Here is a 25,093-nt window from a genome sequence, read left to right on the forward strand (position 1 = left end):
GTCAACCCACCTGGGAACATAAATGCCCGCGACGGCGCCAAGGAGGGCGGCTACCGCAGTGCCCAGCACGAACCACCAGGCCCGATGTAACGATCCCAGCACCCGGCGCAGCCGCGGTAGCGGCTGATCGCCACCCGGTTTGTCCTGGGCCGCTGTCGGACGCCCACCCCGGACTGCCTTCTTCCGGTCCCGACCGCTGGTGCCGCGCCGCCGTTTCGGTTTGCCACCGCTCACGACCCAGGCCCCTGCCACGAACCCGCCAGTTTGCCGTCCGGGACCGACCACACGTGGCCGTACTCCGGGCCGGCCAGCAGCCAGCCGCCGTCTTCGGTGAACTCCATCTCGGCGGGGTTCACTGCCGGTTTGGCGCCAAGTGGCACGGCCGGCACCTTCCAGTGTCCAATCTCTTGGGGAGGGCCCGGGTCCCAGAGCACCACTTCGTCGTTCAGAGTCAGGAATGCCACGTGCCGAGCCTGCCGGTCCACCGTGCTGGTCAGCGTGCTGCCGCAGGCGCAGAGCCGCCACTGGAATGTCTGCTCGTCCGGTGCCCAGACCAGGAAGCCTTCTTGACCCGCGATCACCACCCGCTTTCCGCCGTTGACCACGGCCAGCCCAGCCACATACAAGATGGAACCCGGATCACTCGGAACCTCGATGCTCGACGGAAGCGGCGAAACGATCTGACGGCGACTGTGCAGATCGTGAAGCCAGTAGCGACTGTTGCTCCGTTCATCGAACAGTTCGACCACCAGATAGCCGCTGTCGGCCGAGAAGCGCAACCTGCCGGCGCGCGGCTGGGGTGCGCCGTCCGGCCGCTCTACCTCCTCCGGCAGGGGCAGCGCCGTGGGATTCTTCGTGGTGAAGTCGTAGAGGACCACCGAGTCCGGTAGTCCGACCGCGAGGTATCGCCCGTCGGGAGAGAAGTCCATCTTGATCCGGGCGTCTTCGGCGCCGGTGCCGAACCGGTCGAACTCGGCACCGGCGGCGGTGGAGATGACCACCCAGTCACCGGCCAGCCGAGCCTGATACTTGCCGTCCCGGGTGAGCTGGGCGCCGGCGAGACTCCGACGGGCCAGGTCGAACTCAGGGCCGGGCGGTGCCGCAGTGCTGACCATCGGCTCGACGATCTGATCGGTGCCGTCCAGTCGGGTCGGCTCCGGCTCAGTGGTGCAACCGGCAAGCAGCAGACTCACCAGTCCGGCGAGCATGGCCCTCGTTGACCAGGCTCGCGCCGGCGCCTGGCCGGCCGACGGTGCCGCGCCCGGGAGATGACGCCGGCCTGACGGCGCGCCGGCCCGCTCGGACAGCCGGAGCGGTAGGCGCGGGTCGTGCATCGCCGCCGTTTGCCACCGCACCAGATCGCCTCCAGTGATCCACTATGGCCACTCGTCGTGCCCGAGCATTCTATCCTTTGGCGGCGATTCGCCCGGATGACGGAATACAGTTCGCTGCTCGATGGTGTACGTGGCGAGCAGAGCGCCCTTGGCGCCGTCGCGGTCCTGCCACAAGGCGGCCAGGACCCGGACGATGACCAACAGGCCCAGAGCATCGGTGACGATGAACCGCTTGCGGCCGTTGAACTTCTTCCCGCGCCCGACGACCGACCACGAGAGGCAGCCGGTCGATCCGGCCGAAGCCACCGCCGGGGCGGCCCGTGCTGCGGATTACCCGCGCACAGGACACCACCCCGGCCAGCGGCACGTCTTCGTCAGCCGGTAAAAGGCTCAAGGACGAAGCGGCCCCACGCGATGAAGGCTGCAAGCAGAAGATAGACCAAGTTCAGCATTACCAACTTGGGCTGACCAAAGCGGCCATGGGTGATCATCGCGCCGACCATGAGCAAGATCCAGCAGGCGGCGGTCACCGGCACCATGAACGGCGCGATGTCGAGCACGGCGGGCAGGATCAGGCCAACCGCAGCCAGGAGTTCGAGGACCCCGAGAGTCTTGACGAAGACGACGCTGGCGTGTCCGGTCCACTCCCCGCCACTGTGCGCAGCCAGTTTCTCCTTGGGTACGAATGTCTTGCTGATGCCGCCGGCCAGGGCGACCGCTGCCAGCAGTCCGGCAGCAATCCAAAGAGACAGGTTCATCCGGTTTCTCCTTGCTGGGTGCAGATGACTCAGATGTCCTGGAAGCGTCCAGCACCGATGGATGGGATCGCCGATGCGTGACCAGGAGGGCAGGCCTTCCGTTCGTTTCCAGGGGCTCAGCCTCAAGACACCGCGTGCCTGATCCTTCTGACGGGGTGTGAGGCAGACAACTGCACAGGCGTGGGCGCCAACACGCACCATCAACGCCACCCACGAACTCGGAGGCGAGGAAGGCGATGATGCTGACCACGTCGTCCGCCTCGCCCAGCCGACCGAGGGCGACGCGCGCCGTCTGCTGCGCCGCGAGTTGAGGCCGGCCGCCGACCTTCAACCGGGCGGCGGCACTGGCAGCCGCCACCCGCCTGTTCTGGGAGAACGGATACGAGGGGACCTCGATCAACGACCTGACCCGGGCGATGGGCATCCGACCCCGGCAGCCTCTACGCGGCGTTCGGCGACAAGCGGTCCCTGTTCAACGAGGTCATCGAGACGTACGGCCGCTCCCCGGCCGGCGAGTCCATCTGGGCCGTCATGCACGGCATGTCCCAGCGCGCCCGCGATGGCGCCACGACGGCCGAGCTCAGCGACACTGCGGAACTGGCCATGGCCGCCTGGCCGGGGCAGCGAGATACACCATCAACGACCCGCGAGACGCGAGCTGCCGGGAACTGTCGGCTGCTGAATGGGCACGGGCAGCAGCGTCCCGCCGTCGAGACCGGCGACCGCGAGATGGCGCGCCAGGGCGCAGGGCGGCGTACCGGCGGCGCGGATCAACACAGGTCGTGCACGATCACAAGGTCAGTCCGCCAGGGTGGTCCGGTCTGTCAGGGTGGCGGCGTACCGAGCAGCCGTTCGATCAGCCGCGGTTGACCGGGCCAGGCCGCGAGGATGACGTCTCGAGGTACCCGGCGTGCGGCGTAACGCAGAGCGAGCGCGACAACGACGATGTCGTCGAGGGGGCCGATGACGGGCAGGAACTCGGGAATCAGGTCGACGGGGCTGGCTACCCAGATCCCGGCGATCAGCACGGCGATCTTTGCTCGGCGGGGCACTCGCGGGTCGACGCGCAGTCGACGGACGGTGGTGACGCAGTCGGGGACGAAGGCGGCCAGGTCGCGCATGATGCCCGGTGGCAGGCGGCGGGCGAGCAGGATCAGCAGCGCCCAGGAGACAGGCAGCAGCACGACCGCGATGGCCATGCCGACGAGCCAGTCACGCACGCTCACGGGCTCAGCATGCCACTGGCGTACCCGTGGGCGAGCACATCGAGCACGTACGCCCAGCCGCGAATCACCGCGACCAGCAGGGCCCGTCGGTGACGAGGTGTAGTCGTCGGCCGAGCCGTTCTGCTGCGACGTCGGCTATAACACGATCACCAGCAGATCGGTGACACCGGTGCTGCCACTCTCTGCTTGAACAGGATCTGCGCATCAGCGGTCCCGGCCCGCCAGCTCAAGCACGGGTACCCGGGAGACCCGGAACGCGGGCCACGCCGCGGCGACGACTCCGGCTGCGACCGCAACGGCGAGCGTCACTGCGAGGCGGGACCACGGTACGACGACGGATGGGATCTCCGTGCCACCGGTGACGTCGATCAGCGCCCAGCCGAAGCCGACTGCGACGGCGATACCGATCGATGCTGCCACGAACGACAGGAGTGCCACCTCGAGCCGCACGATTCGACGCAGCTCGCGGCGAGTCGCGCCGACCGCTCGCAGCAGCCCGAGCTCTCCAGAGCGTTCGTTGATCGCGAGCGCCGTGGTGTTGGCGACTCCGAGGAGCGCGATGAAGCTAGCGAGGAGGAGCATTCCGTCGATGAAGTTCCGAAACGCGGCGATTTCGCTCCCGCTGTTGGCGACGTGTTCTGCCCGGGTCTCAAGGAACGACCCGGGCGTGGCTCGGACCAGGGCCCGCACGTCTTCCTCGGCGTCCGCGACCACTCCGTCGGCGAGGTCGACGAACAACAGAGCGTCGAGCAAACGACCGACCGAGTCGTCGAGCGTCGCACGGTCGACGAAGTACAAAGGGGCTTCGAAACCGCCGGTGCTCCTCGCGACCACGGCAACGATCGGCGCCTCAAGTGTCGAGCGTTCGAACTCGATCGCGAGGGTGCCGCCCAGCAGCGTCGGGTCGTCGCCGACCACGGCCACGCCCCCCTCGCTCAGCTCGGCGAGGTCGCCGGCGATCGGGTCGAGGTCGAACATGGTGGGCAGTGCCGTCGGGTCGATGCCGCCGATCGCCTCCGCCTTACCTGCCACGATCCCTTCGGCGACCGACAGCGCAGCGACCGCGTCGACGTCGGGCAGCGTTGCGATCCGACCGGCCAGGGTGGGATCGATCGTCGGGAAATCGGCGGTCGCCGACGTGACCACCAGGTCGGCCTGCAGTCCTTTACGAACGTCCGTCCCGACTGCGCTCGTCAGTGAGCTCGCGAAGATCGCGAACATCGTCACCATCGCGGTGCCGAGCATGAGCGCGAGCGCCGTTGACGCCGATCGACGGGGGCTGGCAGCCAGGTTGCCCGCTGCGATCGAGCCACACACACCGGCGGCGCGGCGGGCCACCTGAGCGCTCCCACGCGCTGCGGCGGTCACGATCGCCGGGCCGCAGAGCACGAGCGCCGGGACGATTGCAGCGATGAACACGACCCACGTCGCGCTCGAGCGCACCACAGCCACAGTTCCTCCAGCGATCGCCGCCGCGGCGAGCACGAGCCCGCTCGCAGTTCGCGCCGGGCTCACGATCCGGGGTTCCGCCGCGCTCTCGCGTAGCGCCTCGACCGGCGGTGTCGCCGCCGCGCGGCGAGCCGGGATCCATGCCGAGAGGATCGTTGCGCCGATTCCGACGGTCGCGGCGACCGCGATCGAGGTCGTGCTCACGATCGACGGCCCGGTGAGCAACGTGACCCCGGCGAGCCCGACGAGCCAGCGCAGCGCGCCCACTCCCGCGACCCCGCACACGAGGCCGGCGAGCGTGGCGATCGTCCCGACGAGGGCCGCCTCGATCACCACTCCGCCGAGCACTTGGCGTCGTTCCGCACCGATCGCACGTAGCAGCCCCGATTCCCGCCGGCGGCGGGCGACGGTGAGCGCGAACGTGTTGAAGATGATCGTCACACCGATCAACACCGCGACCACGGCGAATGCCAGGAGGAACACGGTCAGGAACTGCAACGGTGACGTCGCGGCGTCCTGCATCGTCCGGATGTGGTCGGACCTGTCGATGACCTCGGCATCAGTCAGCGCTGACAATCGGTCGAGCACCTCGGCGCGGTCAGCGCCCTCCGCGATGTCGACGAGCACCTCCGTCGGCGCTGCGGTGTCGAGCCAGGCGGACACCGCTCCGTCGGGCAACAACACCGTTCGCTGCAGCGGTGCCGCGTCCGCCGACGCGAACGTCGCGACACCGGTGATGGTCGCGTCGTGCATCCCCGTCGTGGTCAGGACCTGTACGACGTCACCCGGAGCCAAGCGCGCGTCATCGGCGAGCGATCGGTCGATCACAATATCTCCGACCTCGATCGGTGGTCGCCCGCTCGTGAGCCGGAACGGATTGAGCGCCGAGTCGGCAACCCAGTTGCGACCGACATCGCTCGCCGTGCCCGTTCCGACTGACGATCCGTCGACGACCAGCTTCGCGAAGCCGATCCATTGCGAGGCGGCGCCGTCGACGCCATCGACCGTAGCGACGCGTTCGGTGATGTCGGGATCCAGCGAGCGCCGAACCGACCTTTCCGGATCTCCCGGCCCTCCGCCGGGCTCGCCGAGGACGACGCCCTGCACCACGGCATCCGTCCCGGCCAACGCTTCGGCGATGTCACCGGCTGCTCGGCCGCGCATCGAGTCGGACAGCACCAGCGTCGCGACGAGGAACGCCACCGACAGCATGATCGCCGTGCCCGTCAGCACGAACCTACCCCGACCCGCGAGCACGCTTCGAGCCGCACTCCGCATCATCTGGCTCATCGCCCCAGGCCCTTCATGACGTCGATCACCGAATCGGCCGACGGGTGATCCATCACGTCGTGCACTCGGCCGTCTACGACGAACACAACGTGGTCCGCCCAGGCAGCGGCGTTGGGATCGTGCGTGACCATCACGATCGACTGGTGATGCAGATCGACTGCTGATCGCAGGAATCCGAGGATCTCCTGTCCGGACCGGGTGTCGAGGTTGCCGGTGGGCTCGTCGGCGAAGACCACCTGCGGCTGGGCGACCAGCGCCCGGGCGACGGCAACTCGCTGTTGCTGGCCACCCGAGAGCTCCGCCGGCCGATGATGCATCCGATCATCCAGGCGCAGCAGCGACACGACCTGATCGAGCACTGCGACACTCGGCCGGCGCCCCGACAACGTCATCGGCAGGCAGATGTTCTCCTCGGCCGTGAGCGTCGCCACGAGATTGAATGCCTGGAACACGAACCCGATCCGTTCTCGGCGCAGCCTGGTCAACTCGCGATCGTTGAGCGTCGACAGATCGGTGTTGCCGACGAATGCGCGGCCCGACGTCAGTTGATCCAGCCCGGCGGCACAGTGCATCATCGTCGACTTTCCCGAACCCGACGGGCCCATCACGGCCGTGAACTTCCCCGCCGGGAACGCGATGGTGACATCGTCGAGCGCGACGACGGCCGACCGGTCGGAGCCGTATCGCTTGACGGCGCCGACGAGCATGGCCGCAGCGTCATCAGCGTTGGCTGGCAGCGGGCTGCCGGGCTGCCTATCGACGACCGTGGAACCTGGACGTGACGACACGAGACCTCCGATGAGTGGTTGGTCAGGGACGGCACCCACCGGCCTGCCAACCGACCGGCTGGCGCTTGCCCGGGCGGCGCTGGGTTGACTGCCATCACCAGCCCCCTACTGCGGGTTACGGCGCTGTCTGAGGCCTAGTGGTACCGAGCGAACCTGAGGCGACCGTTAATGCGGCGCTCAGGCCGGGTGGCCGGACCAGTTGCCCAGCGCCACGCACAAGTTGGTGGCGGAGGGAGAGATCACCCCGGTCCGCCCCGACATGTGGGAGTACGACGTCGGCGGCACGTGCCCCGTACGTCACTGGTTCTAACAGTCGTCTCAGGTTCGCTCGGTAGGAAAGTAGGCATCGCCGGGCGACCCGGGTCTCGGCCCCGCCTGCATGCCGAACGCGCCGCGCCCCTCGGCGACACGGTCAGCGCCGGCCCGCACCGGACGGCGGCTGCTTCGTGCACGCGACCCGGAAAGGCGGCCATTCATGATCACTGTGCTCGTGGTGGAGACCCGGCCGCTGCAACGCTTCGGGTTTCGCATGCTGCTGGAGAACACCCCCGACATCGAGATCGTCGGCGAGGTCGAGAACTGTGCCGAGGCCGTTCGATGGACCATCGAGCTGCATCCCGACGTGGTCCTGATGAACATCCGTACGCCGGACGGCGACGGGATCGAGGCCACCCGGCGCATCGTCGCCGCCGGCGGACGTTCGCGGATCCTGGTGCTGACGCTCGACGTGGACCGGAACGCGCTCGCCGCGCTGCGGGCCGGGGCGAGCGGTTTCCTGCTCAAGGACACCCGCCCGGATGAGCTGCTCGCCGGCATCCGGGCCGTCGCCGCCGGGGACGCGGTGATCGCGCCGGCGCTGACTCGGCGGCTGCTCGACGCGTTCGCCGACCGAATCGACGATGAACTCCGCGGGCCCGTGCAGCGGCAGGATCCCCGGCTGGACTCCCTCACCGAGCGCGAGCGCGAGGTCTTCGTCGCCATCGGCCACGGCCTCACCAACGGCGAGATCGCGCAACGGTTCACGCTGTCGGAGTCGACCGTGAAGACCCACGTCGGGCGGGTCCTAGCCAAGATCGGCGCGCGAGACCGGATCCAGGCCGTCACCCTCGCCTACGACCTGAGACTCGCCCGCCCGGTTTGACGCTTCATCTCGCGCGTCCGTCGGAAGCGCGACCGTAGTTCCCAGCCGCGCTGCTCCGGGCCGATCCGCTCCGCGTGATCGACAGCTCCGCTGCCGGATCAGCCTGCAGCCGCTCACGTCACCGCCCGTCCCACCGCCACGACGCCGTACGCGTATGAGTTCAGTGCGGACGTGTGTGAGCTCGGAGCTGTTCGGCTTGTGACCTCCGTGAACTCACACACGTTCGACGCTTCGTCAGGGCTTGCGTGGGGAGACCACCATGATGCCGATGCACATCTCGTCGCTAGTACCGTCGCCCCACACCACGTAGCGCGGTGGCAGCTTCTTCAGCTGCGGCACTAGTTTCCGCAGCCCCGCGTCGTGCGTACAGGTCACCCGCAGCGTGTCCCCCGGACCGATCTCCACCGGCGACGGCAGCCTCATCAGCCGCTGGTTGTCGAAGTCGAACTGCGGCACATCCAGCACCACCCTGGCCTTCGACGTGCCCGGGTTGAGTTCGACCTTCAAGGCCCGCCCGAGCATGTGCATGTGGCCGAACCCGGCGAACAACGTCATCGGTGCCTCCACCTTGTGATCGCAGGTCTGGATGTCACCGGGCTTCGGCACGCCGCCCTGGTTGCACTCCTCCACCTGACGGTCCGCCATCTCACCAACCTCCGCCCCGAAACGCTTCGTCACGTCCACGATCGAGGCCGCCCGGTCACACAGCGGACCCGATTCGTCGGCGGCGCAGGGCAGGTCGATCGGCGCGTCGAGCGACCACGTCTCGAGTTCCCGGGTCTGCGGCGTACCGTCCGTCAGCCGCAGCCGCACCGCCGAGCGGTCCGACCCGGCCGGCTTGCCGCCGGTCGCGAGCAGGTTGTAGTGGATCTGGAGCACGAGCAGGCTGCCCGGCTCCAGCTTGTAGCCGGCGTCCTGGCTGAGCAGCGTCTCCGTGGCGCCCGGTGCCCAGGTGTCCACCCACGCCGCGTCCCCTTCTTCTACCTCAGCGCCGGCCACGCCGGTCCCGCCGAAACACTGCCACCCGAGGCCGGGGGTCTTCGCGTCGTGCTCGCGCACCGCGGCCGCGCCGCCCGGCGGCACCGCGTACACGATGGCGTGGTGCGCGATGGCGACGTTCTCCGGCATGAACTGGGTCCCGGTCAGGAACGCCGTGGCGGTCAGGCCCGGATCGAGCACCTGGCACCGGTACTCGTCCGAGCCGCCCCCCTCCGGCGGCGCAGGCGTGTAGGCCTCGGCCATCTTCAGGCCGACGAACCGCTCGCCAGCGCGCAGCGGCTGCGAGGGAGCTGACGACCCGCCCGCGTGCGCGCTGTGCGAGCCGGCCTCAACAGGCGCCGCACTGTTGTCGGCGTCCGACCCGCAGGCGACGGCAGCGAGCGCCGTCGCCAGCGCCATGGTGGCCGCACCAACCCTCCTCAGTGGACTGTCAAGCTTCGTCATAGCCTCCAAGCTAGGCCCGATTCCGCCCTGTTTCGTCGTACTGCGGTTGCAATCCTCCGCAGTGAGGCGGTACCACGGTGCCACTTCACCTCACCGCCCGGATGTCTATTAATCGTCGCCTCAGATTCGCTCGGTACGAATTCGCATCGGATAAGCGATGCAGCTCGTACCTGGAGGCGATTGATGGCGATCGACGCGGCGCCGTGCGGGAAAGCGCCGCCCGGTCGGCTGGCCGACCGGTGGGCGCCGCTGCTGGTCGTCGCGATCGGGCTCGGGTTCGGGCTGCTGGTGCTCCTTGTCCGGCTGCACCTGGAGCCGGTGACGAGCGTTGACCAAGCTGTTGCCCGGGAGCTCAACGAGGTCGTGTCGCCCCGGTCGTACCTGGTGGACGCGCTCAACGGGATAACCCGGCTGGGCGGGCGGCCGGTCATGCTCTGGCTCGTCGGCGTCGCCGCGCTGCTGCTGGTGCGCCGGCGGGTCCGCCTCGCCGTCTACCTGCTGGCCACCACCGCCGGCGCGCTGCTGCTCGACCCGTCGGTGAAGTCGCTGGTCGGCCGGTTGCGCCCGGTGGTCGAGGCACCGGTGGCGATCGGGCTCGGCAACAGCTTCCCGAGCGGGCACGCGCTCGGGTCGATGGTGGTCTACGGCGCGCTGCTGCTCGTGTTCCTGCCCGCGGTGCGCTACCGGAAGCTGTTCACGGCGGCCGTCGCGCTGCTCGTGGTCGCGATCGGGGTGACCCGGATCGCGCTCGGCGTGCACTATCTGACCGACGTACTGGCCGGCTGGCTGCTCGGCGCGCTGTGGCTGAGCGTCACGGCGTACGCGTTCCGGCTGTGGCAGCGCGAGACGGGGCACCCGGTGGCGCCGCTCGACGACGGCCTGGAGCCGGAGGCCGTCGAGGCGATCGAACCGGTGCCGGACTCCGGCCGACCTGTTCCGTACCGGTGGGTCAAGGCCACCGAGATCCTGACCGGCTGGGTGTTCACGTTCGGCATCCTGTACGTCGTCGGCTACCTGGTGAAGAACCACACCGAGGGCACCTGGCTCGGACGTGTCGACGACGGCGTGGTCCGGTGGCTGCAGACGTTGCGCACGCCCACCCTGGACAACGTGAGCTGGGTGTGGAGCAAGGTCGGCGACACCCGCGCCATCCTGGCCATATCGCTGGTGTTCTGCCTGATCGCGTTGGCCGTGTGGCGGCAGTGGCGACCGGTGGTGTTCGTGGTGCTCACCATGGTCGGCGAGCTCACCCTGTTCCTGTGCACCGCGGCCAGCGTCCAGCGGGACCGCCCGCCGGTGCCGCAGCTCGACGGCCCGATGCCCACGTCGTCGTTCCCCTCGGGGCACGTCGCCGCGACGATGTGCATCTCGGTGGCGATCGCGGTCCTGATCATGGGCCGGGTGAGCAGCCGGTGGCGCTGGTTCGCCGTGGTGCTCGCGGTGGTCATGCCGGCCGGTGTCGCGCTGTCCCGGCTGTACCGCGGCATGCACCACCCGACCGACCTGCTCGGCGCCGCGATCCTGACCGCGCTCTGGGTCGGCCTGCTGTGGTGGGCGCTACGGCCGAACGCGCGGGCGGTGCCGGTCGAGTTGCGTACGTGAGCACCCGGTTCGGCCACCCGGGCTGAGCGCCGCATTAACGCTCGCCTCAGATTCGCTCGGTATCAGTAGGTCTCAGACAAGCGACGTAACCCGCACGTAGGGGGCTAGTGATGGCAGTCAACGCAGCGCCGCCCGGGCAAGCGCGGGCCGGTCGGTTGGCAGGCCGATGGGTGCCGCGGTCGGTGATCGGAGCCCCTACCACGGAGCTGCATCGCTCGGCCTCGCGCAGGAACGACCGGTGCACAGCCTTCGGCCGAAGCGTCACGACATGGATCTGACACAGGCCGTGCTTGAGCACCCCTACCTGGTGCTCGGTCCCTTCGTGCTCATCGAGGGGCCGGCCGCGACGATCACCGCGGGCACCCTGGTCGGCGCCGGCGCTGCGGCGTTCTGGCCGATCTGGCTGATCGTCGCGCTGGCCGAGGTGGTGGGCGACAGCCTGCTCTACCTCATCGGCCGGTCGGCCCGGCGGCCCTGGGTGGCGTCACTGCTGAGCAGGTTCAAGGCGACGGCGCTGCTCGACCGGCTGACCGGGATGTCACTGCCTCGGCTGGTGATCACCGCCAAGCTCGTCGACGTCTTCGCCCTCCCGGCGTTCGTGTCGGCCGGGCTCGCCGGGCTCCCGTACCCAAGATTCGCCGCCTGGGTGGGTGCCGCCGCCGCCGTACGCGGCCTGGTGCTGATCGGTCTCGGTGCACTGCTCGGCAGCCAACTGTCCGGCCTGCTCGCACTGCCCGGCGGCATCTTCCTGCTCACCGCAGCCGTCGCCGTGCCGGTCGCTGTCTTCCGCCTCGTCATCAAGCGATACCACCGACGAAAGGTAGTTCGTCCCATGCGCATCCTCATCGGTGCCGACACCTACGCCCCGCACGTCAACGGGGCGTCCTACTTCGCCCAGCGCCTGGCCGTGGCACTGACCGCCCGGCACGAGGTGCACGTGGTCGCGCCGTCGACGGACACCCGCAACCATGCCGGCATGTCCAGCGACGGCATCGTCGAGCACCGCGTGCGTTCCCTGCCGGTGCCGGGCCACCCACGTTTTCGGTTCTGCCCGCCGCTGGGGCTGCGCGCGGCAGCCCGCCGGATCCTCGACAAGGTCCAGCCCGACGTGGTGCACGTGCAGAGCCACTTCCCGCTGTGCCGGGCGCTGGTCGACGCGGCGCACGAGCGCGGCCTGTTCGTCATCGCCACCAACCACTTCATGCCCGAGAACCTGATCCACTACCTGCCCATCGGCAACGCTGGCCGGACGAGGGCGCACAACTGGGCATGGCGCGACGCCGCCCGGGTGTTCGCCAAGGCAGACATCGTCACAGCCCCGACCCCGTACGCCGCCACGCTCGCCGTCGTCTCCGGTGTGTCCGGACCGGTCCTGCCCATCTCGTGCGGCATCGACCTCACCCGCTTTCGCGAGCAGGCACCCGCGGCCGAGTTCCGATCGGCCTACAGCCTCGCGCACAAGCCCACCATCACGTACGTGGGCCGGCTCGACGCCGAGAAGAACCTCGACGTCGTGATGCGGGCATTCGAGGTGGTGCGGCGCTCCCTCGACGTCCAGTTGCTTCTGGTCGGCACCGGGTCCGAGGACCGGACGCTGCGGTCGCTCGCCGGGGAACTAGGCGTCGCCGAGCATGTCACGTTCACCGGCTTCATCCCTGACGAGGACCTTCCCTCCGCATACGCGGCGTCGGCGGTCTTCGTCAACGCGGGCACCGCCGAGCTGCAGAGCCTGGTCACGCTCGAAGCGATGGCCAGCGGAAGACCCGTGATCGGCGCCGATGCCGCAGCCCTGCCCCACCTCGTCCGGGACAAGGAGACCGGCTATCTGTTCCCGCCCGGCGACGTGGTCGTGCTCTCCGAGCGACTGCTCACCGTGCTCGGCGACCCGAAGCACGCAGAAGAGCTGGGGCACCGGGCTCGTGCCGTGGCCGAGGAGCACGACCAGACCCACACGGTGTCCGCGTTCGAGCAGCTCTACCGGATGCGTCCGGCCCGTGAGTCGCCCGCGCCCGCCGAGGTCGCCGCATGACAGCGACGATCATCCGAGCGGGCACCTCCCGCTGGTATCGCAACGTCCAGCTGAGCCTGGGCCTGGGCACGGCGGCCGGGGCGGGCCTGCTGCTGGTCGGCGACGTCGACCCGGTGGACCAGATGGTCAGCGAATCGATCCGGACGGTGCCGGGCGCCGTCCTGCTGGCCCTGGCGGCGTGCGGGCTCGCGGCAGCCGGCGCATGGCTCCTGGTCGGCGCCCGGCGCACGCTGCCACCGGCCTGGCCCCTCACCGTGCTGCTGTCGGTGTGGTGCGTGTCCCTGGTCACGGTGGTGGCATTCCCCACGAACCTCCCGGGGACAGAACCGGACGTCGCCGCCGCGGTGCACCGCTTCGGGGCGGCGCTGATGGCAGCGCTGCCACCGCTCTTCGCCCTTCTCATCGCCAAGCGTGCCGGGCGCGGGGCAGACCCGGCGCGGGTTCGCTGGCTGCGCGCGGCCGGGTGGTCCGCGTTCGCCGCGTGCGTCGCGTTCGCGGCGGCGAACGGGCCGGCGGTGCTGCTCGGCCAAGGCCATCTCCCGTTCGCGGGCCTGGCCGAACGGGTTCTGCTGGCGCTCGTGCTCGCCGTAGTCGGGCTCTGCGCCTGGGTGCTCGAAGGGGAGGAGCGGTCCCGATGGACCTGATGGCCACGATCGAGAACGCGATGACCTCTCCGTTCATCTATCTGGCGATCCTCGCGCTGGCGATCCTCGACGCGTTCCTGCCGTTCCTGCCGTCGGAGTCGGTCGTCATCGCGGCGGCGGTCTTCGCCGTCTCGGGCATCCCGTCGCTTCCGCTGATCATCGTGTTCGCCGCGCTGGGCGCCTTCGTCGGTGATCACATCGGTTTCCTCATCGGGCGCCTGTTGCGCAGGCGCCGTCCGGGCGGCCGCCTGATCCGCGCCGCCGACAGGATCGCCCCGCACCTGCACCGCCGGGGCGGCGCCCTGATCATCGCGGGCCGGTTCGTCCCCGGCGGCCGTACCGCGATCGTGACCGCCAGCGGTGCCACCGGCTACCCGCTTGCCCGCTTCGCCCCGTTCACCGCCATCGCCGCCGTCACCTGGGCCGGCTATTCCGGCCTGATCGGCTACCTCGGCGGCGCCGCCTTCGAATCCAACCGGACGCTGGGCCTCGCGGTCGGCCTCGGTCTCGCCCTGTCCATCACCGCGCTCGGCGAACTGGTCCGCTACGTGTTGCGCCGCCGCCGAGCGGCGATCGCGGCCGGATGACGTCGACGGGCACCGGGTACGTCGTACCCGAGTCGTACGCCTACACGTGCGGGCGGGCTCAGCTGCCCGCCCCCACCCGGACCACCCCACGACACACCGACCCAACTAGCAGCTGTCGGACCAGGTCGGCGAGGTGGTCGACGCCGTGGACGCGATGGTGGTGACGCCCGCGTTTCATCCAGGCCCAGAGACACCCTTGGTCGGATGAGGTCGGGTGCGTCTGGCCATGCTGACGCCGTTCCCAGCGGTGCTCGTGGGTGCTCGGCAGGCGGATCTGACCGGCCATCCCGCGGAGCCATGCCCGAGGGCCGCCGTCCCTTGTCCTACGCCGCGTCCGCCGGGCGGGGGGACGGGTCAGCGCACCGCGCTGTCCTCCCCCGCGGTACGGCGCGCGATCGGGGCGGGCGGGGTCGCGGCCGGAAGATCAACCCGGAGCAGCGCGCCACCGCGTGCGGAGCGTGCGACGGTGGCTCGGCCGCCATGGGCGTTGACGACCCGCTGCACGATCGACAGCCCGAGACCGGATCCTGGCAACGCCCGGGCGCTGTCGGCACGGTAGAACCGGTCGAACACCCGAGGTACGTCGGCGGCGTCGATGCCCGGCCCGGCGTCGTCGACCTCGAGCACCGCCGACGTGCCCTCGGCACGGAGCCGGATCTGGACCGGCTGGTCCGCGGGGGACCACTTGCCAGCGTTGTCGATGAGGTTGAGCACCGCCCGCTGGAGCGCGGCGGGACGGCCGCTCACCCACACGGAGGTGAGGTCGAGCGCGATCTCGATGTCGGGTACGCGGGAACGCGCCCGGGTCGCGGCGGCCACCACCAGGTCGGCGAGGTCGAGCAGCTCGGTGTTCTCGTCGCTGACGTCACCGCGGGCCAGGTCGGTCAGCTCGGCGGCAAGGGTGCTCAACTCGGCCACCTGGCCGCCGAGATCGTTGAGCAGCCGGGTTCGGCTGTCCGCCGGCAGTGCGCTGTCCAGGGTGCCGCGCCGATCGAGCCGGATAAGCAGCTCGACGTTGAGGCGCAGGCTGGTGAGCGGGGTCTTGAGCTCGTGGGCGGCGTCCTCGGCGAGCAGCCGCTGGGCCTGCCGGGAGTCGCGGAGCGCGGCGAGCATGTCGTTGATCGACTGGATCAGCCGCCGGATCTCCCCACCGCCCTCATCCGGGATGTGGGCGTCGAGATCCCGGGTGTGCGCGACACGTTCCGCGGCGGCGGTCAGCCGGTCGATCGGTGCCAGCCCGGTCCGCGCCACGGTCCGCCCGACAAGGGCGCCGCCGACCACGCAGAGCAGCCCGATCAGCAGCATCCCGAACCCGAACTGGTTGATCGGGCTGTCGTCGACGACGCGGGCCACCTGGACCGCGCCGTCGCCCGCCCGGAGCGTGTAGATGACGTAGCCGTCCTCGTCGCTGTCGTTCGACTCCATCAGGTCGGCCAAGCCGCCCTGCGCCACGCGCCCGGCGTGCTCGCTGACCGGGGGCAGCGCGGGTTGGCCGACCGGCGTCCGGGTCGAGCCGTCGGGCAGGATGACCCGCACCAGCGGACCGGATCCGGGATACGGCGGTAGCGGGACCTGCCCCAGACCGGCGCGCTCCGCGGTCGCCGCCAGGACGCGGGAGTCGGCGCGCAACTGATTCTCGGCGCTGTCCCGCAGCTGCCAGTCCAGCAGCTCACTGGACACCTGGAAGGCCAGGAACACGCTGACGGCGATGGCCGTCGCCGCGATCACCGTCAACCTGGTCCGCAGGGACCGTCGACGCCACCATCGGGTCAGCCGACGCGGTTCCCGGCCCGCGGGCCTGCTCACGGAGGAGTCTCCCGCAACGTGTATCCCAGGCCGCGCAGCGTGTAGATCAAACGTGGCTCACCTTCGGCCTCCATCTTGCGGCGCAGGTAGCTCACATACACCTGGAGGTTGTTGGCGGTGGCGCTCATGTCGAAGCCCCAGATCGCCTCGAACAGCGCTTCGCGGGTCAACACCCGGGTCGCGTTACGCACGAGGACCTCCAGGAGGAGGAACTCGGTCCGGGTCAGGCGCAGCGGCCGTCCGCCCCGCAGCGCCTCGAACCTGTCGGGATCGAGCCGGACATCGGCGAACGACAGAACCTGCGACTCGCCGTCGCCCGGCGTGCGCCGGCGCAGCAGGGCCCGTACCCGGGCCAGCAACTCCTCGGTGGCGAACGGCTTGGGCAGGTAGTCGTCGGCACCCGCGTCCAGCCCCGCGACCCGGTCGGAGACCTGGTCACGGGCGGTCAGCATCAGCACCGGCAGATCCCGACCCGCGGCCCGCAACCGCCGGCAGGTCTCCAACCCGCCGAGGCGGGGCATCATCACGTCGAGGATCAGCAGATCCAAGGTGTCACCGCCGGCCCCACCGACCTCGTCGAGCACGGCGAGGCCGTTGGCGACGGTGCTTGTGTCGTAACCCTCGACCTGGAGCACCCGCTCCAGCGACTCACGGATGGCCGCGTCATCATCCGCGATCATGATCCGCACGCCGACCCGCCCCCTTCCAGTCGATGCCTTGCTGCTCATCGTCCCCGATCAAGCTGAGGCCAGGATTAGAGCGTCGCTGGGGAACCGCGCTCTTACGAATACTGAAGTCCGATCCGCAGCCGACGTCCGGCGTCCGCTGCTTGCGGCGGAGGGTACGCCTGAAGGGTTCAGCCGCGGCTGGCGTACAGGTAGACGGTGACGGCATCGGGTGCGTCGAGGTCGATCAAAAGCGCTCGGTGTGTGCCGTCTGCAAGTGGCTGCTCCTCATCGAGGCCGGCGATGGTCTTGGCGGTTTCGGGGTCCCACGTGCTGCCGCCACCGACGTTGTGCGTGGCGTCGACCGCCCGAAGCCCTGGTGCGATAGCCGTCGTGAAATTCGCCGTGGCGACGAAGGCGTCGAGTTCCGTGCGAGGTATGCGGAACTTGGCCGAGAGCTCAGTTTCCAGGCCGTTGCGGTACACCGCGACCAGCAGCACGCTGCCGGGCGGCAAGGTCACCTGAGCGATGGCTTCCACCTGGGCCGCGCTGGCGACCTCCGGCCCGGACTGCACTGGCAGCAGGTCCACGCCGTCGCTGCCGACGGACAGCCCCACCACGCCGCACGCGATCAACGACAGAAGCAAACTCACGCACGCCAACACGAGGGCGACCGTGCCTCTCCGATTACCCGTCCTCGGCGCAACGGCCTCGACCATGACCAACACGATACGACGTACGCCCAGCGGCAGGACCGCGCATCGAGCGCCGCCACTCCCTCACCCAACGTGACGCACGGTCCGCGGCAGATCCAGATCCGCGCGCCCGCGCCGCGGCATGAGCGGGTGTCAGCAATGATGGGGCGTCCGTACGGAGGTGATGGTGGGGCAACCGACACTGTTCCTGACCGTGGGGCTCCCCTGCACCGGGAAGACCACGGCCGCTCGGCGCATTGAGGTCGAGCAGAAAGCGCTTCGCCTGACGAAGGACGAGTGGGTGAAGGCCCTCTACGGGCACGAGAATCCGCCTTCGGCCGGGGACGTGATCGAGGGACGGCTCCTCCAGATCGGGCTGCGCGTCCTCGAACTCGGCAACAACGTTGTGATCGACTTCGGCCTCTGGGACCGCAACGAGCGCTCCGCGCTCCGCCAGGCAGCAGCAGACCTCGGTGCGGCGGTGGAGATGCGCTACTTCGAACTCACCCCCACGGAGCAGCGGAGACGACGCGACCAGCGGCAAGCGGCAGCGCCACACACCACGTGGCCCATGTCCGATCGGGAACTCGCGCAGTGGGCCGACCGCTTCGATATCCCCACGCCAGGTGAACTCGACGGCAGTGAACCCGTTGACAACCCACCGACCGGGTTCACGACATGGGACGAGTGGCGCAGGCATCGCTGGCCGCCAACGATCTGCTGAGCCCTGCTCATCACCCCCGCCCACCGGAAGACGCCAATCCGGGCAACTGATCTCCGTCACGAAGTGCAAACCGCGCCACACGCGGCATGGGAGCGCACTCGATCCGGACTCGGGTGGAAAATGCCGTCAGGTAACTCGGTCGCCGTGTTGTGCCAGGTCGGGCAACAATGCTCGCCGAACGGCGAGACGGCACGTGTCGAAGGGTGTTGCGGGAGTGGGTCGACGGTTGGGCGGACGCGAATGGCCGGTGATGGTCAGTACCGTCCACCTCGGCGGCCGCCGCTATCGAGTCGTGCGCCCGGCGAAGGCACCGAGGTTCGCCGGCCTATACGAGGGCCGTCTCGGCGCCCAGTTCTGCCTCGACAAGGAAACGGCAGCCATGTTCGCCCTGGCGTGGGGCTTGGCTGCCCGGTCGCCGCACACGATCGTCTACCTCCCGCTGCGCCGCGCGGAACTGCCCACCCACCATGTCTGGGGACGCCCGCTCGACCTGGTGCTGCTGCATCACCGTCTGGCGTTCCCGCCGTCACGGTGGAAGCAGGTCCGGTCCCGGTTGGGGACCGGCCGGCCGCACACCGTCGTCCTACCCGACGATGCATGGCCGGTGCGGTCGGTCGCCGACCATCAACGAGTCTGGCATCAGGAGTTCCGTGATCATCTCCGGTGGGACATCGCCGCTGACACGTTGGTGCTGACCGGCAGCCGCGAGGCATTCGAGTTGGAAGCCGACCAGGTCCGCGCCCTGGCCGAGGAGTGTCCGGCTCATCGTGCCCGCACGCCGGGTACGCACTGCTGCGCCGAGATCAGCATGGGCAGAATCCGCCGCCACCCTGACCAACGTCGGCCGTACGCCGAACTACACGCCGACTACTCGCAGTAACGCCCATGTGTAGGCAGCGGGCGAACGACGGCAAGCACCAGCGGTAGGTGCGTGCCTTCGTCGTCGTCGGGGACGTTGCGGCGCAGGCGCCAGCTCAGGGAAGGTCGGGATCCGGGTGCTCAACCATGCAACGCTCGCCCGTTTCGTCGTCGATCAGCGAGTTGTCGACCAGCCACTCCACCGCCCGCCGCCGTGAGCGCGCGTCGCGGAAGGCGTGCCACGCCGGCAGCAGGTGCGGATACTCCTCATGCAACGTGTTCTTGAACCGGCGGAAGGCACCCCGGCCCTGGATCGCTCGCGCGAGTCTGCGGCCGACCGCCGCGTCACTGATTCCTTCAGCGAAGTCGACCATGTCCCGGTACCACACGGAGGACGGCAGCGGATCGATACCCACCAGGTCAAGGTCGTCAAGGTCAACCGGCGTACGCCCGTCGACGCCCCCGTCCGTCGTCCAGAACAAGATCTCACCGGTTCGCGGGTCGATCAGCCATCGATGGTCGTAGTACGTCTGGTCCTCGAGCGCGGTAGCGATCTCCTCCAGATCCAACCTGCTCAGGTCAAGCATCCGGCCACCCTAAACCACTACCGTCCAAGCTTCGACCAGCCAAAGCGCGACCAGCGGCAGATCCGGGCACTGTCGCTGGCAGCACCCGCTAGACATTGCGACAGCTGGCATCGAAGTCCGGCCGACCGCAAGGCGAATGGCTCTGTCTCACATTCGGTGGTGACGGTGAGTGCCGGTCAGCCGAGCAGGATTCGGTGTCGCAGAATTCGAGTCAGAGCTGGTCGCGCCGGCCCTGCCGCAGCACGTCGGCGAGTTCGGCCCGGCCGTGAACGCCGAGCTTGGCGAAGATCCGGTTGAGGTGGTTCTCCACCGTGCGTATCGACAGGGCGAGCTGCTCGGCGACCGCCTGGTTCGACAGCTCTCGCGCCACCAGCGCGGCGATCTCCCGCTCTCGTCTGGTCAGGTGCGAACGGTCGCCGACCGAGGCCAGGAGCGGGGTGCGCGCGTTATCGCACCGGCCGGCTGCCACCGCCGCCCGGGCCTTTGCGCGGGCGGCGTCATCCACCTCGCCACGGCGGACGCCGGTACCCGTCCGGCCGGTCGCCCGGCGGCGAGCCCCCGCCGCCGCGGCTGCGGCGGTCGCCTCAGCGGCGTAAAGGTGGCATCCCAGCTCGGCCAGGATCGCCGCGACTCGCTCCAGCTCCGCCACGTCGGGCGCGGTCAATGCCCGGACCAGGTCCACCAACGCCACGCCCAGCCCCCAACGCGCCGGTATCGGATCCGCCGGCAGCAGGCGGGCCGCAGTCGTGGGCTCTCCCATCCGGGCCAGATCGCTGGCAAGCAGCACCGCTGGAAGCAGGCCGCCCCGATGGTCCCAGCGCCGGGCGCTGGCAGCCAGCAGCGCGTGAGCGGCCCCGGGTTCGCCCCGCTGCCACCACCGCCAGGCACGCGCCCGGTCCACCTCGAACCGGAACAGCTCGATCTGCGCGAGGGCCGGCCAGATCTCGGCGAGCCGGCTCTCGAACCGGTCGGCCGCCGCCTCATCCCCCTGGTAGGTGGCGGCGAGCAGCCCAGCCGCCAGGCACCGTCCCTCATGGTGGCGTACCCCGAAGTCGCGCAGCACCGGAAGCGCCTCGGTCACATAGCGCCGGGCGGTACCGAGCGCGCCGGCAGTGATCTCGGCAAGGGCAAGGCTGGTCAACGCGGAAGCGTGGGCGATCCGGTCGCCCAGGCCGTAGGTGTGGGTCAGCACCTCGTGGCCGGTTTCCCGGGCCTGCGCGATCATCCCGTCGTACGCCCACACGTCGACCGGCAGCGCGCCGGAGGCGTACTCGGCCGGATACATGGCGCACCGGCTCACCGGCGGGGCGACCGCGCCGGCCAGTGCGGTTCGTAGCTGGTCAAGCTGGCCGGAGAGCAGGAGCGCCACCCCTTGGACGGCGGCGACCCGCACCGTCAACTCGGGAGAGTCGGCAACATCCACGTCGGCCACCAGTCTGGCGGCGTGGCGGGGCCGGCCGGCGCAGGCCAGCAGGTTGGCCCGATCCACCCGCAGGGTCACCTGTGACACCGGGTCGGCCAGCGCCGCAGCGTCCTGACGCAGGCGCCACAACGCATCCGCGACCGACCCGTGGCACCAGCCGAGAAACCACGACCGGGCGGTCGCCACGTCCCGGCGGGCGCGGTCGTCACCGGCGTGCGCCGCCACGTCCTCCAGTGCGGTCAGGGCCGCGCCGGTGCGTCCCTGCTCGATGAGCACTCGACAGCGCAGCAGCCCGGCGTCGAGGTCGGTGGTCGACTCCCAGGCCGCCTGGGCCAGCCGCTCCCGCAGACGCGGGTCGGCGGGCTGGTCGGCGACCTCCCGCACGGCGGCGGCGATCAGCGCCGAGTCAGCCGGGCCGCCCCCGTCGACCCGCCACACGGCCCACGGCAGCAGATCGCTCCACCGGCGCACGCCGTACGCTTCCAGGGCGTCGGCGAGCCTCCGGTACCACCGCAGACGGGTGCTGGTGGGGATCCTGCCGCGCAGGACCTCCCCATACAGTGGGTGGGCCAGCTGCGCTTCCCATCGGCGGCCGTCGGCTCGGACGGTGATCAGGCCGCGCCGCTCAAGGGTCTCCACCACGTCACCGCCGAGCACGTCGTGCAGCAGCCGGACGCCGACCGGCTCGGCCAGGGCCAGCACCTCGAGCGCGGTACGCTCGGCGGAGTCGAGCCCAGCCAGCCGGCACCGGACAAGATCGTCGAGCCGACCAGCCGCCGCAGGCAACTCGCGCAACTGCCACAGCTCGTTGTCGTGGGTCAACGCACCGCTGTCGTGGGCGGCCAGCACCAGCTCACGCAGGTAGAGCGGGTTACCGGCGGTGGCCCGCCGCACCTGGTCCAGGGTTCCGCAGGCCACCGGGCCGCCCAACCAGCCGACCAGGACCTGTTCGAGATCCGCCGCCTCCAGCGGGTCGACGTCCATCCGGGCTGCCCGGCCGGACCGCCACAGAGCCCCAATGGTCTCCGGCACCTCGGCCCCGGTGGGCAACGTGGCCAGCAGCGCCAGCGATCCGGCCCGGACCGCCTGGTGCAGCGCCACCGCCGACACGTTGTCGAGCTGGTGCACATCGTCGACGAACACGACGATCCGACCAGTCTCGGCGAGCGAGTTCAGCGCGGTGACGACGCCGGCTAGCAGGCCCGCCGGCCCGTCCGCATCTATCGGCGGCATGGCCGGGACGATGCCGGAGAGGGCGGCCAGCGGGATGTCCCGCCCGGCTGCCACCGCGTACCCGCGCAGGCAGCGCCAGCCGCGCCCGGCCAGCACCCCCAGCGCCTCCTCGGCCAGGCGCGTCTTGCCGACCCCCGGTGCCCCGGTCACGATCACCGCGCCCGGGCGCAAGGTGATCGTGTCGATCAGTCGGGCCAGCTGCGCCTCGCGACCGACGAACGGCACCGCCCGGTCGATCACCGTCGCTCGCGATCCCTCCACCAGACACCTCCCACAGTGGACTGTACGCACCTGGCGGGTGGGCCAGGGCTGCCGGTGTGCGCGGACGTGAGTACCGCGCCCGGCCGAAGTTGAGTGCCCACTACTCACGAATGTCGACGGTGCGCAGCCGTAGCGTGTTGATCACCAATCCGAAGGTCACCACGGACCTCCATCCATAGTGGCCACAGCTCAAGGAGAATCGCATGTCACGCACAGCCAGCCAGGGCCCCGTCCGCCGCAGGAGCACCTGGGCAGGCCGGATCGGCGCCGCCGTCGCCTTGGCGCTGGTGGGCGTGGTCGGGGTGGCCACGCCCGCCCAGGCCGCGAGCACCAATCACTACGTCAGCTGGGAGGCCGGCGAGCCGGCGTGGCAGTACATCAACTGGGGACACTGGGTGGGCCGCACGACCCAGGCCTCGGCGGTCCGCAGCGGAAGCTGGGGTGTGCTGATGCAGGAGAACAGTATGAGCGCCGACTCCCCCGGTGAGGCGCGACGTACCCTCACGTACAACACGATGGCGACGACGTGCGCCGCAACGGTCTATGTCCGCAACCTGTCGCCGACCAGCCAGCGGGTGCGGGTCAGGGCCGAACGCGCCAGCAACGGCACCGGCCTCCGCTCGGTGACCCAGACCCTCCCCGCGAACAGCGGATGGACCAAGGTCACGCTGACTAGCTTCACCGCGAACACCACCGCAATCGAGATCAGCCTGTACGCCTACCCGTTCACCTCCACCGGGCTCCTCAACAACCCCTACTGGGCCCAGATCGCCTGGGACGACTTCACCATGGGCTGCGTCCGCCTCTGATCCCGCCCGGTACGATCGCCGATTCAACGTGATGTCGCAGAGTCGTCGGGATGGCTCTGCGACATCACGCACACCACCGGCTACCGTCTCGGTCCAGGCAGCGCCGCCTTTGTCCGCTGCGCCAGCAGCGCAGTCCGGTTTTTCCCCCGCTACGACCGACTGAACCCGCGACGATTCCCAGCTCAGGACCGGTACCGCGCCACACGATCCCTGACCAGCTTCCGCGACCCGATCCGCAGCCGACTCCCGTCCACGGCTTTCATCCGCAGTCCCCCGGCTATGCGTGAGGGTCTGTGGATCTAAAGGTGTTTCCGGCCTGACCTGCCGGGCGTTGTGCCTGGTGAGGAGGGTGCCGTGATGACCGCGACACTGAACGACCAGACCGGACGGAAGAAGCGGCCCGAGCCGTCGGCGGAGGCGAAAGCCGCCGCTGAGCTGGTTCGGGCCGCGAAGGAGCAGGGCTTGTCGTTGACGGGTCCGGACGGGCTGTTGAAGCAGTTGACCAAGACGGTCCTGGAGACCGCGTTGAACGAGGAGATGACGGAGCATCTCGGTTATGCCAAACACGAACCCGACGGCGCCGGCTCGGGCAACATCCGCAACGGCACTCGGTCGAAGACGGTGTTGACCGACGCGTCGGGACCGGTGCAGATCGACGTGCCGCGGGACCGGGCGGGCACGTTCACCCCGCAGATCGTGCGCAAGCGGCAGCGTCGCCTGTCGGGCGTCGATGAGGTGGTGTTGTCGTTGTATGCCAAGGGTTTGACCACCGGGGAGATCTCGGCGCACTTCACCGAGATTTACGGGGCTTCGGTGTCCAAGGAGACGATCTCGCGGATCACCGACAAGGTGATCGAGGAGATGACCGACTGGTCCCACCGGCCCCTGGACGAGATCTACGCGGCGGTGTTCATCGACGCCATCGTGGTGAAGGTGCGGGATGGGCAGGTGGCGAACAGGCCGTTCTATGCCGCGATCGGGGTCACCCTCGACGGGGACAAGGACATCCTCGGGTTGTGGGCCGGCTCGGGTGGTGAGGGCGCGAAGTTCTGGATGAGCGTGCTCACCGACCTGCGCAACCGGGGCGTGAAGGACGTGTTCTTCCTGGTCTGCGACGGGTTGAAGGGCCTGCCCGATGTCGTCACGAACGTGTGGCCGCAGACGATCGTGCAGACGTGCGTGATCCACCTGATCCGCAACACCTTCCGGCTCACCTCGCGGCGCTACTGGGATGAGCTGAAGCGCGATATCAAGCCGATCTACACCGCCGTCAACGCCACCGCCGCGAGGGCCGCGTTCGACGACCTGGCCGAGAAATGGGGCGGCCGGTATCCGGCGGTGATCCGGCTGTGGGACAACGCGTGGGCGGAGTTCATCCCGTTCCTCGACTACGACCTGGAGATCCGCACCGTCATCTGCTCGACCAACGCGATCGAATCGTTGAACGCCCGCTACCGGCGGGCGGTCAAGGCCCGCGGCCACTTCCCCAACGAGCAGGCCGCGTTGAAGTGTCTGTACCTGGTGACCCGATCCCTGGACCCCACCGGGGCAGGCAGAACCCGATGGACGATGCGCTGGAAACCCGCCCTGAACGCCTTCGCCATCACCTTCAGCGACCGCTTCCCAGCCGCTGAAACCTACTAACCAAGATCGCCGGAAACACCCTTAGCGAGACAGGCCCGGCCGCAGGGCGTGACGGGCGCCGCCTGCGGCGCACGGCGTACCTGCCGCCGAATGCCTG

21 protein-coding genes are annotated in these 25,093 nt (G+C 69.6%); 9 read left to right on the forward strand and 12 right to left on the reverse strand.

Going from position 1 to position 25,093, the window contains the following annotated elements; all coding sequences use genetic code 11:
* Positions 1-230 precede the first annotated feature (230 nt).
* From ACN26Z_RS20785 to ACN26Z_RS20810, 6 genes are all read right to left on the reverse strand, one after another.
* Positions 231-1,208, reverse strand: coding sequence for a hypothetical protein (locus ACN26Z_RS20785; protein ID WP_421462967.1), 978 nt, complete (start codon positions 1,206-1,208; stop codon positions 231-233).
* Between the two features lie 168 nt (positions 1,209-1,376).
* The gene (locus ACN26Z_RS20790; protein ID WP_421462969.1) at positions 1,377-1,640 is read right to left on the reverse strand and encodes a hypothetical protein; all 264 of its coding nucleotides are present in this window, start codon (positions 1,638-1,640) and stop codon (positions 1,377-1,379) included.
* Positions 1,641-1,708: 68 nt separating this feature from the next.
* The gene (locus ACN26Z_RS20795; RefSeq protein WP_421462971.1) at positions 1,709-2,092 is read right to left on the reverse strand and encodes a DoxX family protein; all 384 of its coding nucleotides are present in this window, start codon (positions 2,090-2,092) and stop codon (positions 1,709-1,711) included.
* An 824-nt stretch (positions 2,093-2,916) separates the two neighbouring features.
* Positions 2,917-3,312 carry a YkvA family protein gene (locus tag ACN26Z_RS20800; protein ID WP_421464684.1) on the reverse strand — a complete coding sequence of 132 codons (396 nt, stop codon included), beginning with the start codon at positions 3,310-3,312 and terminating at the stop codon, positions 2,917-2,919.
* 210 nt (positions 3,313-3,522) lie between these two features.
* Positions 3,523-6,000: an FtsX-like permease family protein gene (locus tag ACN26Z_RS20805; RefSeq protein WP_421462973.1), complete on the reverse strand. Its 2,478-nt coding sequence runs from the start codon at positions 5,998-6,000 to the stop codon at positions 3,523-3,525.
* Between the two features lie 53 nt (positions 6,001-6,053).
* On the reverse strand, positions 6,054-6,764 hold the full coding sequence (locus ACN26Z_RS20810) for an ABC transporter ATP-binding protein (RefSeq protein ID WP_421462975.1): 711 nt from the start codon (positions 6,762-6,764) through the stop codon (positions 6,054-6,056).
* A gap of 556 nt (positions 6,765-7,320) precedes the next feature.
* Between ACN26Z_RS20810 and ACN26Z_RS20815 the strand changes: the two genes are divergently transcribed.
* The gene (locus ACN26Z_RS20815) at positions 7,321-7,986 is read left to right on the forward strand and encodes a response regulator (RefSeq protein WP_421462977.1); all 666 of its coding nucleotides are present in this window, start codon (positions 7,321-7,323) and stop codon (positions 7,984-7,986) included.
* Between the two features lie 234 nt (positions 7,987-8,220).
* Here ACN26Z_RS20815 and ACN26Z_RS20820 read toward each other — a convergent pair whose 3' ends face one another.
* Positions 8,221-9,429, reverse strand: coding sequence for a monooxygenase (locus ACN26Z_RS20820; protein ID WP_421462979.1), 1,209 nt, complete (start codon positions 9,427-9,429; stop codon positions 8,221-8,223).
* Positions 9,430-9,612: 183 nt separating this feature from the next.
* Between ACN26Z_RS20820 and ACN26Z_RS20825 the strand changes: the two genes are divergently transcribed.
* The 4 genes from ACN26Z_RS20825 to ACN26Z_RS20840 all read left to right on the forward strand — a co-directional run bounded on the left by ACN26Z_RS20825 (position 9,613) and on the right by ACN26Z_RS20840 (position 14,291).
* A complete protein-coding gene (locus tag ACN26Z_RS20825; RefSeq protein ID WP_421462981.1) occupies positions 9,613-11,031 on the forward strand; it encodes a phosphatase PAP2 family protein in 1,419 nt (472 codons plus the stop codon).
* Between the two features lie 268 nt (positions 11,032-11,299).
* Positions 11,300-13,060: a glycosyltransferase gene (locus ACN26Z_RS20830; protein ID WP_421462982.1), complete on the forward strand. Its 1,761-nt coding sequence runs from the start codon at positions 11,300-11,302 to the stop codon at positions 13,058-13,060.
* Positions 13,057-13,704, forward strand: coding sequence for a DUF998 domain-containing protein (locus ACN26Z_RS20835; RefSeq protein WP_421462984.1), 648 nt, complete (start codon positions 13,057-13,059; stop codon positions 13,702-13,704). Before ACN26Z_RS20830 ends, ACN26Z_RS20835 begins: the two co-directional genes overlap by 4 nt.
* Positions 13,695-14,291 carry a DedA family protein gene (locus tag ACN26Z_RS20840; RefSeq protein ID WP_421462986.1) on the forward strand — a complete coding sequence of 199 codons (597 nt, stop codon included), beginning with the start codon at positions 13,695-13,697 and terminating at the stop codon, positions 14,289-14,291. Before ACN26Z_RS20835 ends, ACN26Z_RS20840 begins: the two co-directional genes overlap by 10 nt.
* Before the next feature lie 354 nt (positions 14,292-14,645).
* Here ACN26Z_RS20840 and ACN26Z_RS20845 read toward each other — a convergent pair whose 3' ends face one another.
* The 3 genes from ACN26Z_RS20845 to ACN26Z_RS20855 form a co-directional block, all read right to left on the reverse strand.
* Positions 14,646-16,097, reverse strand: coding sequence for a HAMP domain-containing sensor histidine kinase (locus ACN26Z_RS20845; protein WP_421462988.1), 1,452 nt, complete (start codon positions 16,095-16,097; stop codon positions 14,646-14,648).
* Positions 16,094-16,786, reverse strand: a complete 693-nt coding sequence (locus ACN26Z_RS20850) for a response regulator transcription factor (protein ID WP_348774966.1) — start codon at positions 16,784-16,786, stop codon at positions 16,094-16,096. Before ACN26Z_RS20850 ends, ACN26Z_RS20845 begins: the two co-directional genes overlap by 4 nt.
* A gap of 167 nt (positions 16,787-16,953) precedes the next feature.
* Entirely contained in the window at positions 16,954-17,481 is a 528-nt protein-coding gene (locus tag ACN26Z_RS20855) for a hypothetical protein (protein WP_421462990.1), read from the reverse strand.
* Positions 17,482-17,641: 160 nt separating this feature from the next.
* On the opposite strand from ACN26Z_RS20855, the gene ACN26Z_RS20860 reads away from it, so the two are divergent.
* Both ACN26Z_RS20860 and ACN26Z_RS20865 read left to right on the forward strand, forming a co-directional pair.
* Positions 17,642-18,181 (forward strand): AAA family ATPase, encoded by a 540-nt coding sequence (locus ACN26Z_RS20860; RefSeq protein ID WP_421462992.1) that lies wholly within the window; start codon positions 17,642-17,644, stop codon positions 18,179-18,181.
* 250 nt (positions 18,182-18,431) lie between these two features.
* Positions 18,432-19,061: a hypothetical protein gene (locus ACN26Z_RS20865; RefSeq protein WP_421462994.1), complete on the forward strand. Its 630-nt coding sequence runs from the start codon at positions 18,432-18,434 to the stop codon at positions 19,059-19,061.
* Positions 19,062-19,155: 94 nt separating this feature from the next.
* On the opposite strand, the gene ACN26Z_RS20870 is transcribed toward ACN26Z_RS20865, so the two are convergent.
* Both ACN26Z_RS20870 and ACN26Z_RS20875 read right to left on the reverse strand, forming a co-directional pair.
* Complete coding sequence (locus tag ACN26Z_RS20870; protein WP_421462995.1) at positions 19,156-19,626, reverse strand: UPF0158 family protein; 471 nt, start codon at positions 19,624-19,626, stop codon at positions 19,156-19,158.
* Between the two features lie 211 nt (positions 19,627-19,837).
* Positions 19,838-22,543, reverse strand: coding sequence for a LuxR C-terminal-related transcriptional regulator (locus ACN26Z_RS20875; RefSeq protein ID WP_421462997.1), 2,706 nt, complete (start codon positions 22,541-22,543; stop codon positions 19,838-19,840).
* Between the two features lie 203 nt (positions 22,544-22,746).
* On the opposite strand from ACN26Z_RS20875, the gene ACN26Z_RS20880 reads away from it, so the two are divergent.
* Positions 22,747-23,352 carry a hypothetical protein gene (locus ACN26Z_RS20880; protein WP_282237808.1) on the forward strand — a complete coding sequence of 202 codons (606 nt, stop codon included), beginning with the start codon at positions 22,747-22,749 and terminating at the stop codon, positions 23,350-23,352.
* Between the two features lie 357 nt (positions 23,353-23,709).
* A complete protein-coding gene (locus ACN26Z_RS20885) occupies positions 23,710-24,996 on the forward strand; it encodes an IS256 family transposase (RefSeq protein WP_421460383.1) in 1,287 nt (428 codons plus the stop codon).
* Positions 24,997-25,093: the final 97 nt, after the last annotated feature.

The organism is Verrucosispora sp. WMMD703, from assembly GCF_049178935.1.
GTDB lineage: Bacteria > Actinomycetota > Actinomycetes > Mycobacteriales > Micromonosporaceae > Micromonospora > Micromonospora sediminimaris.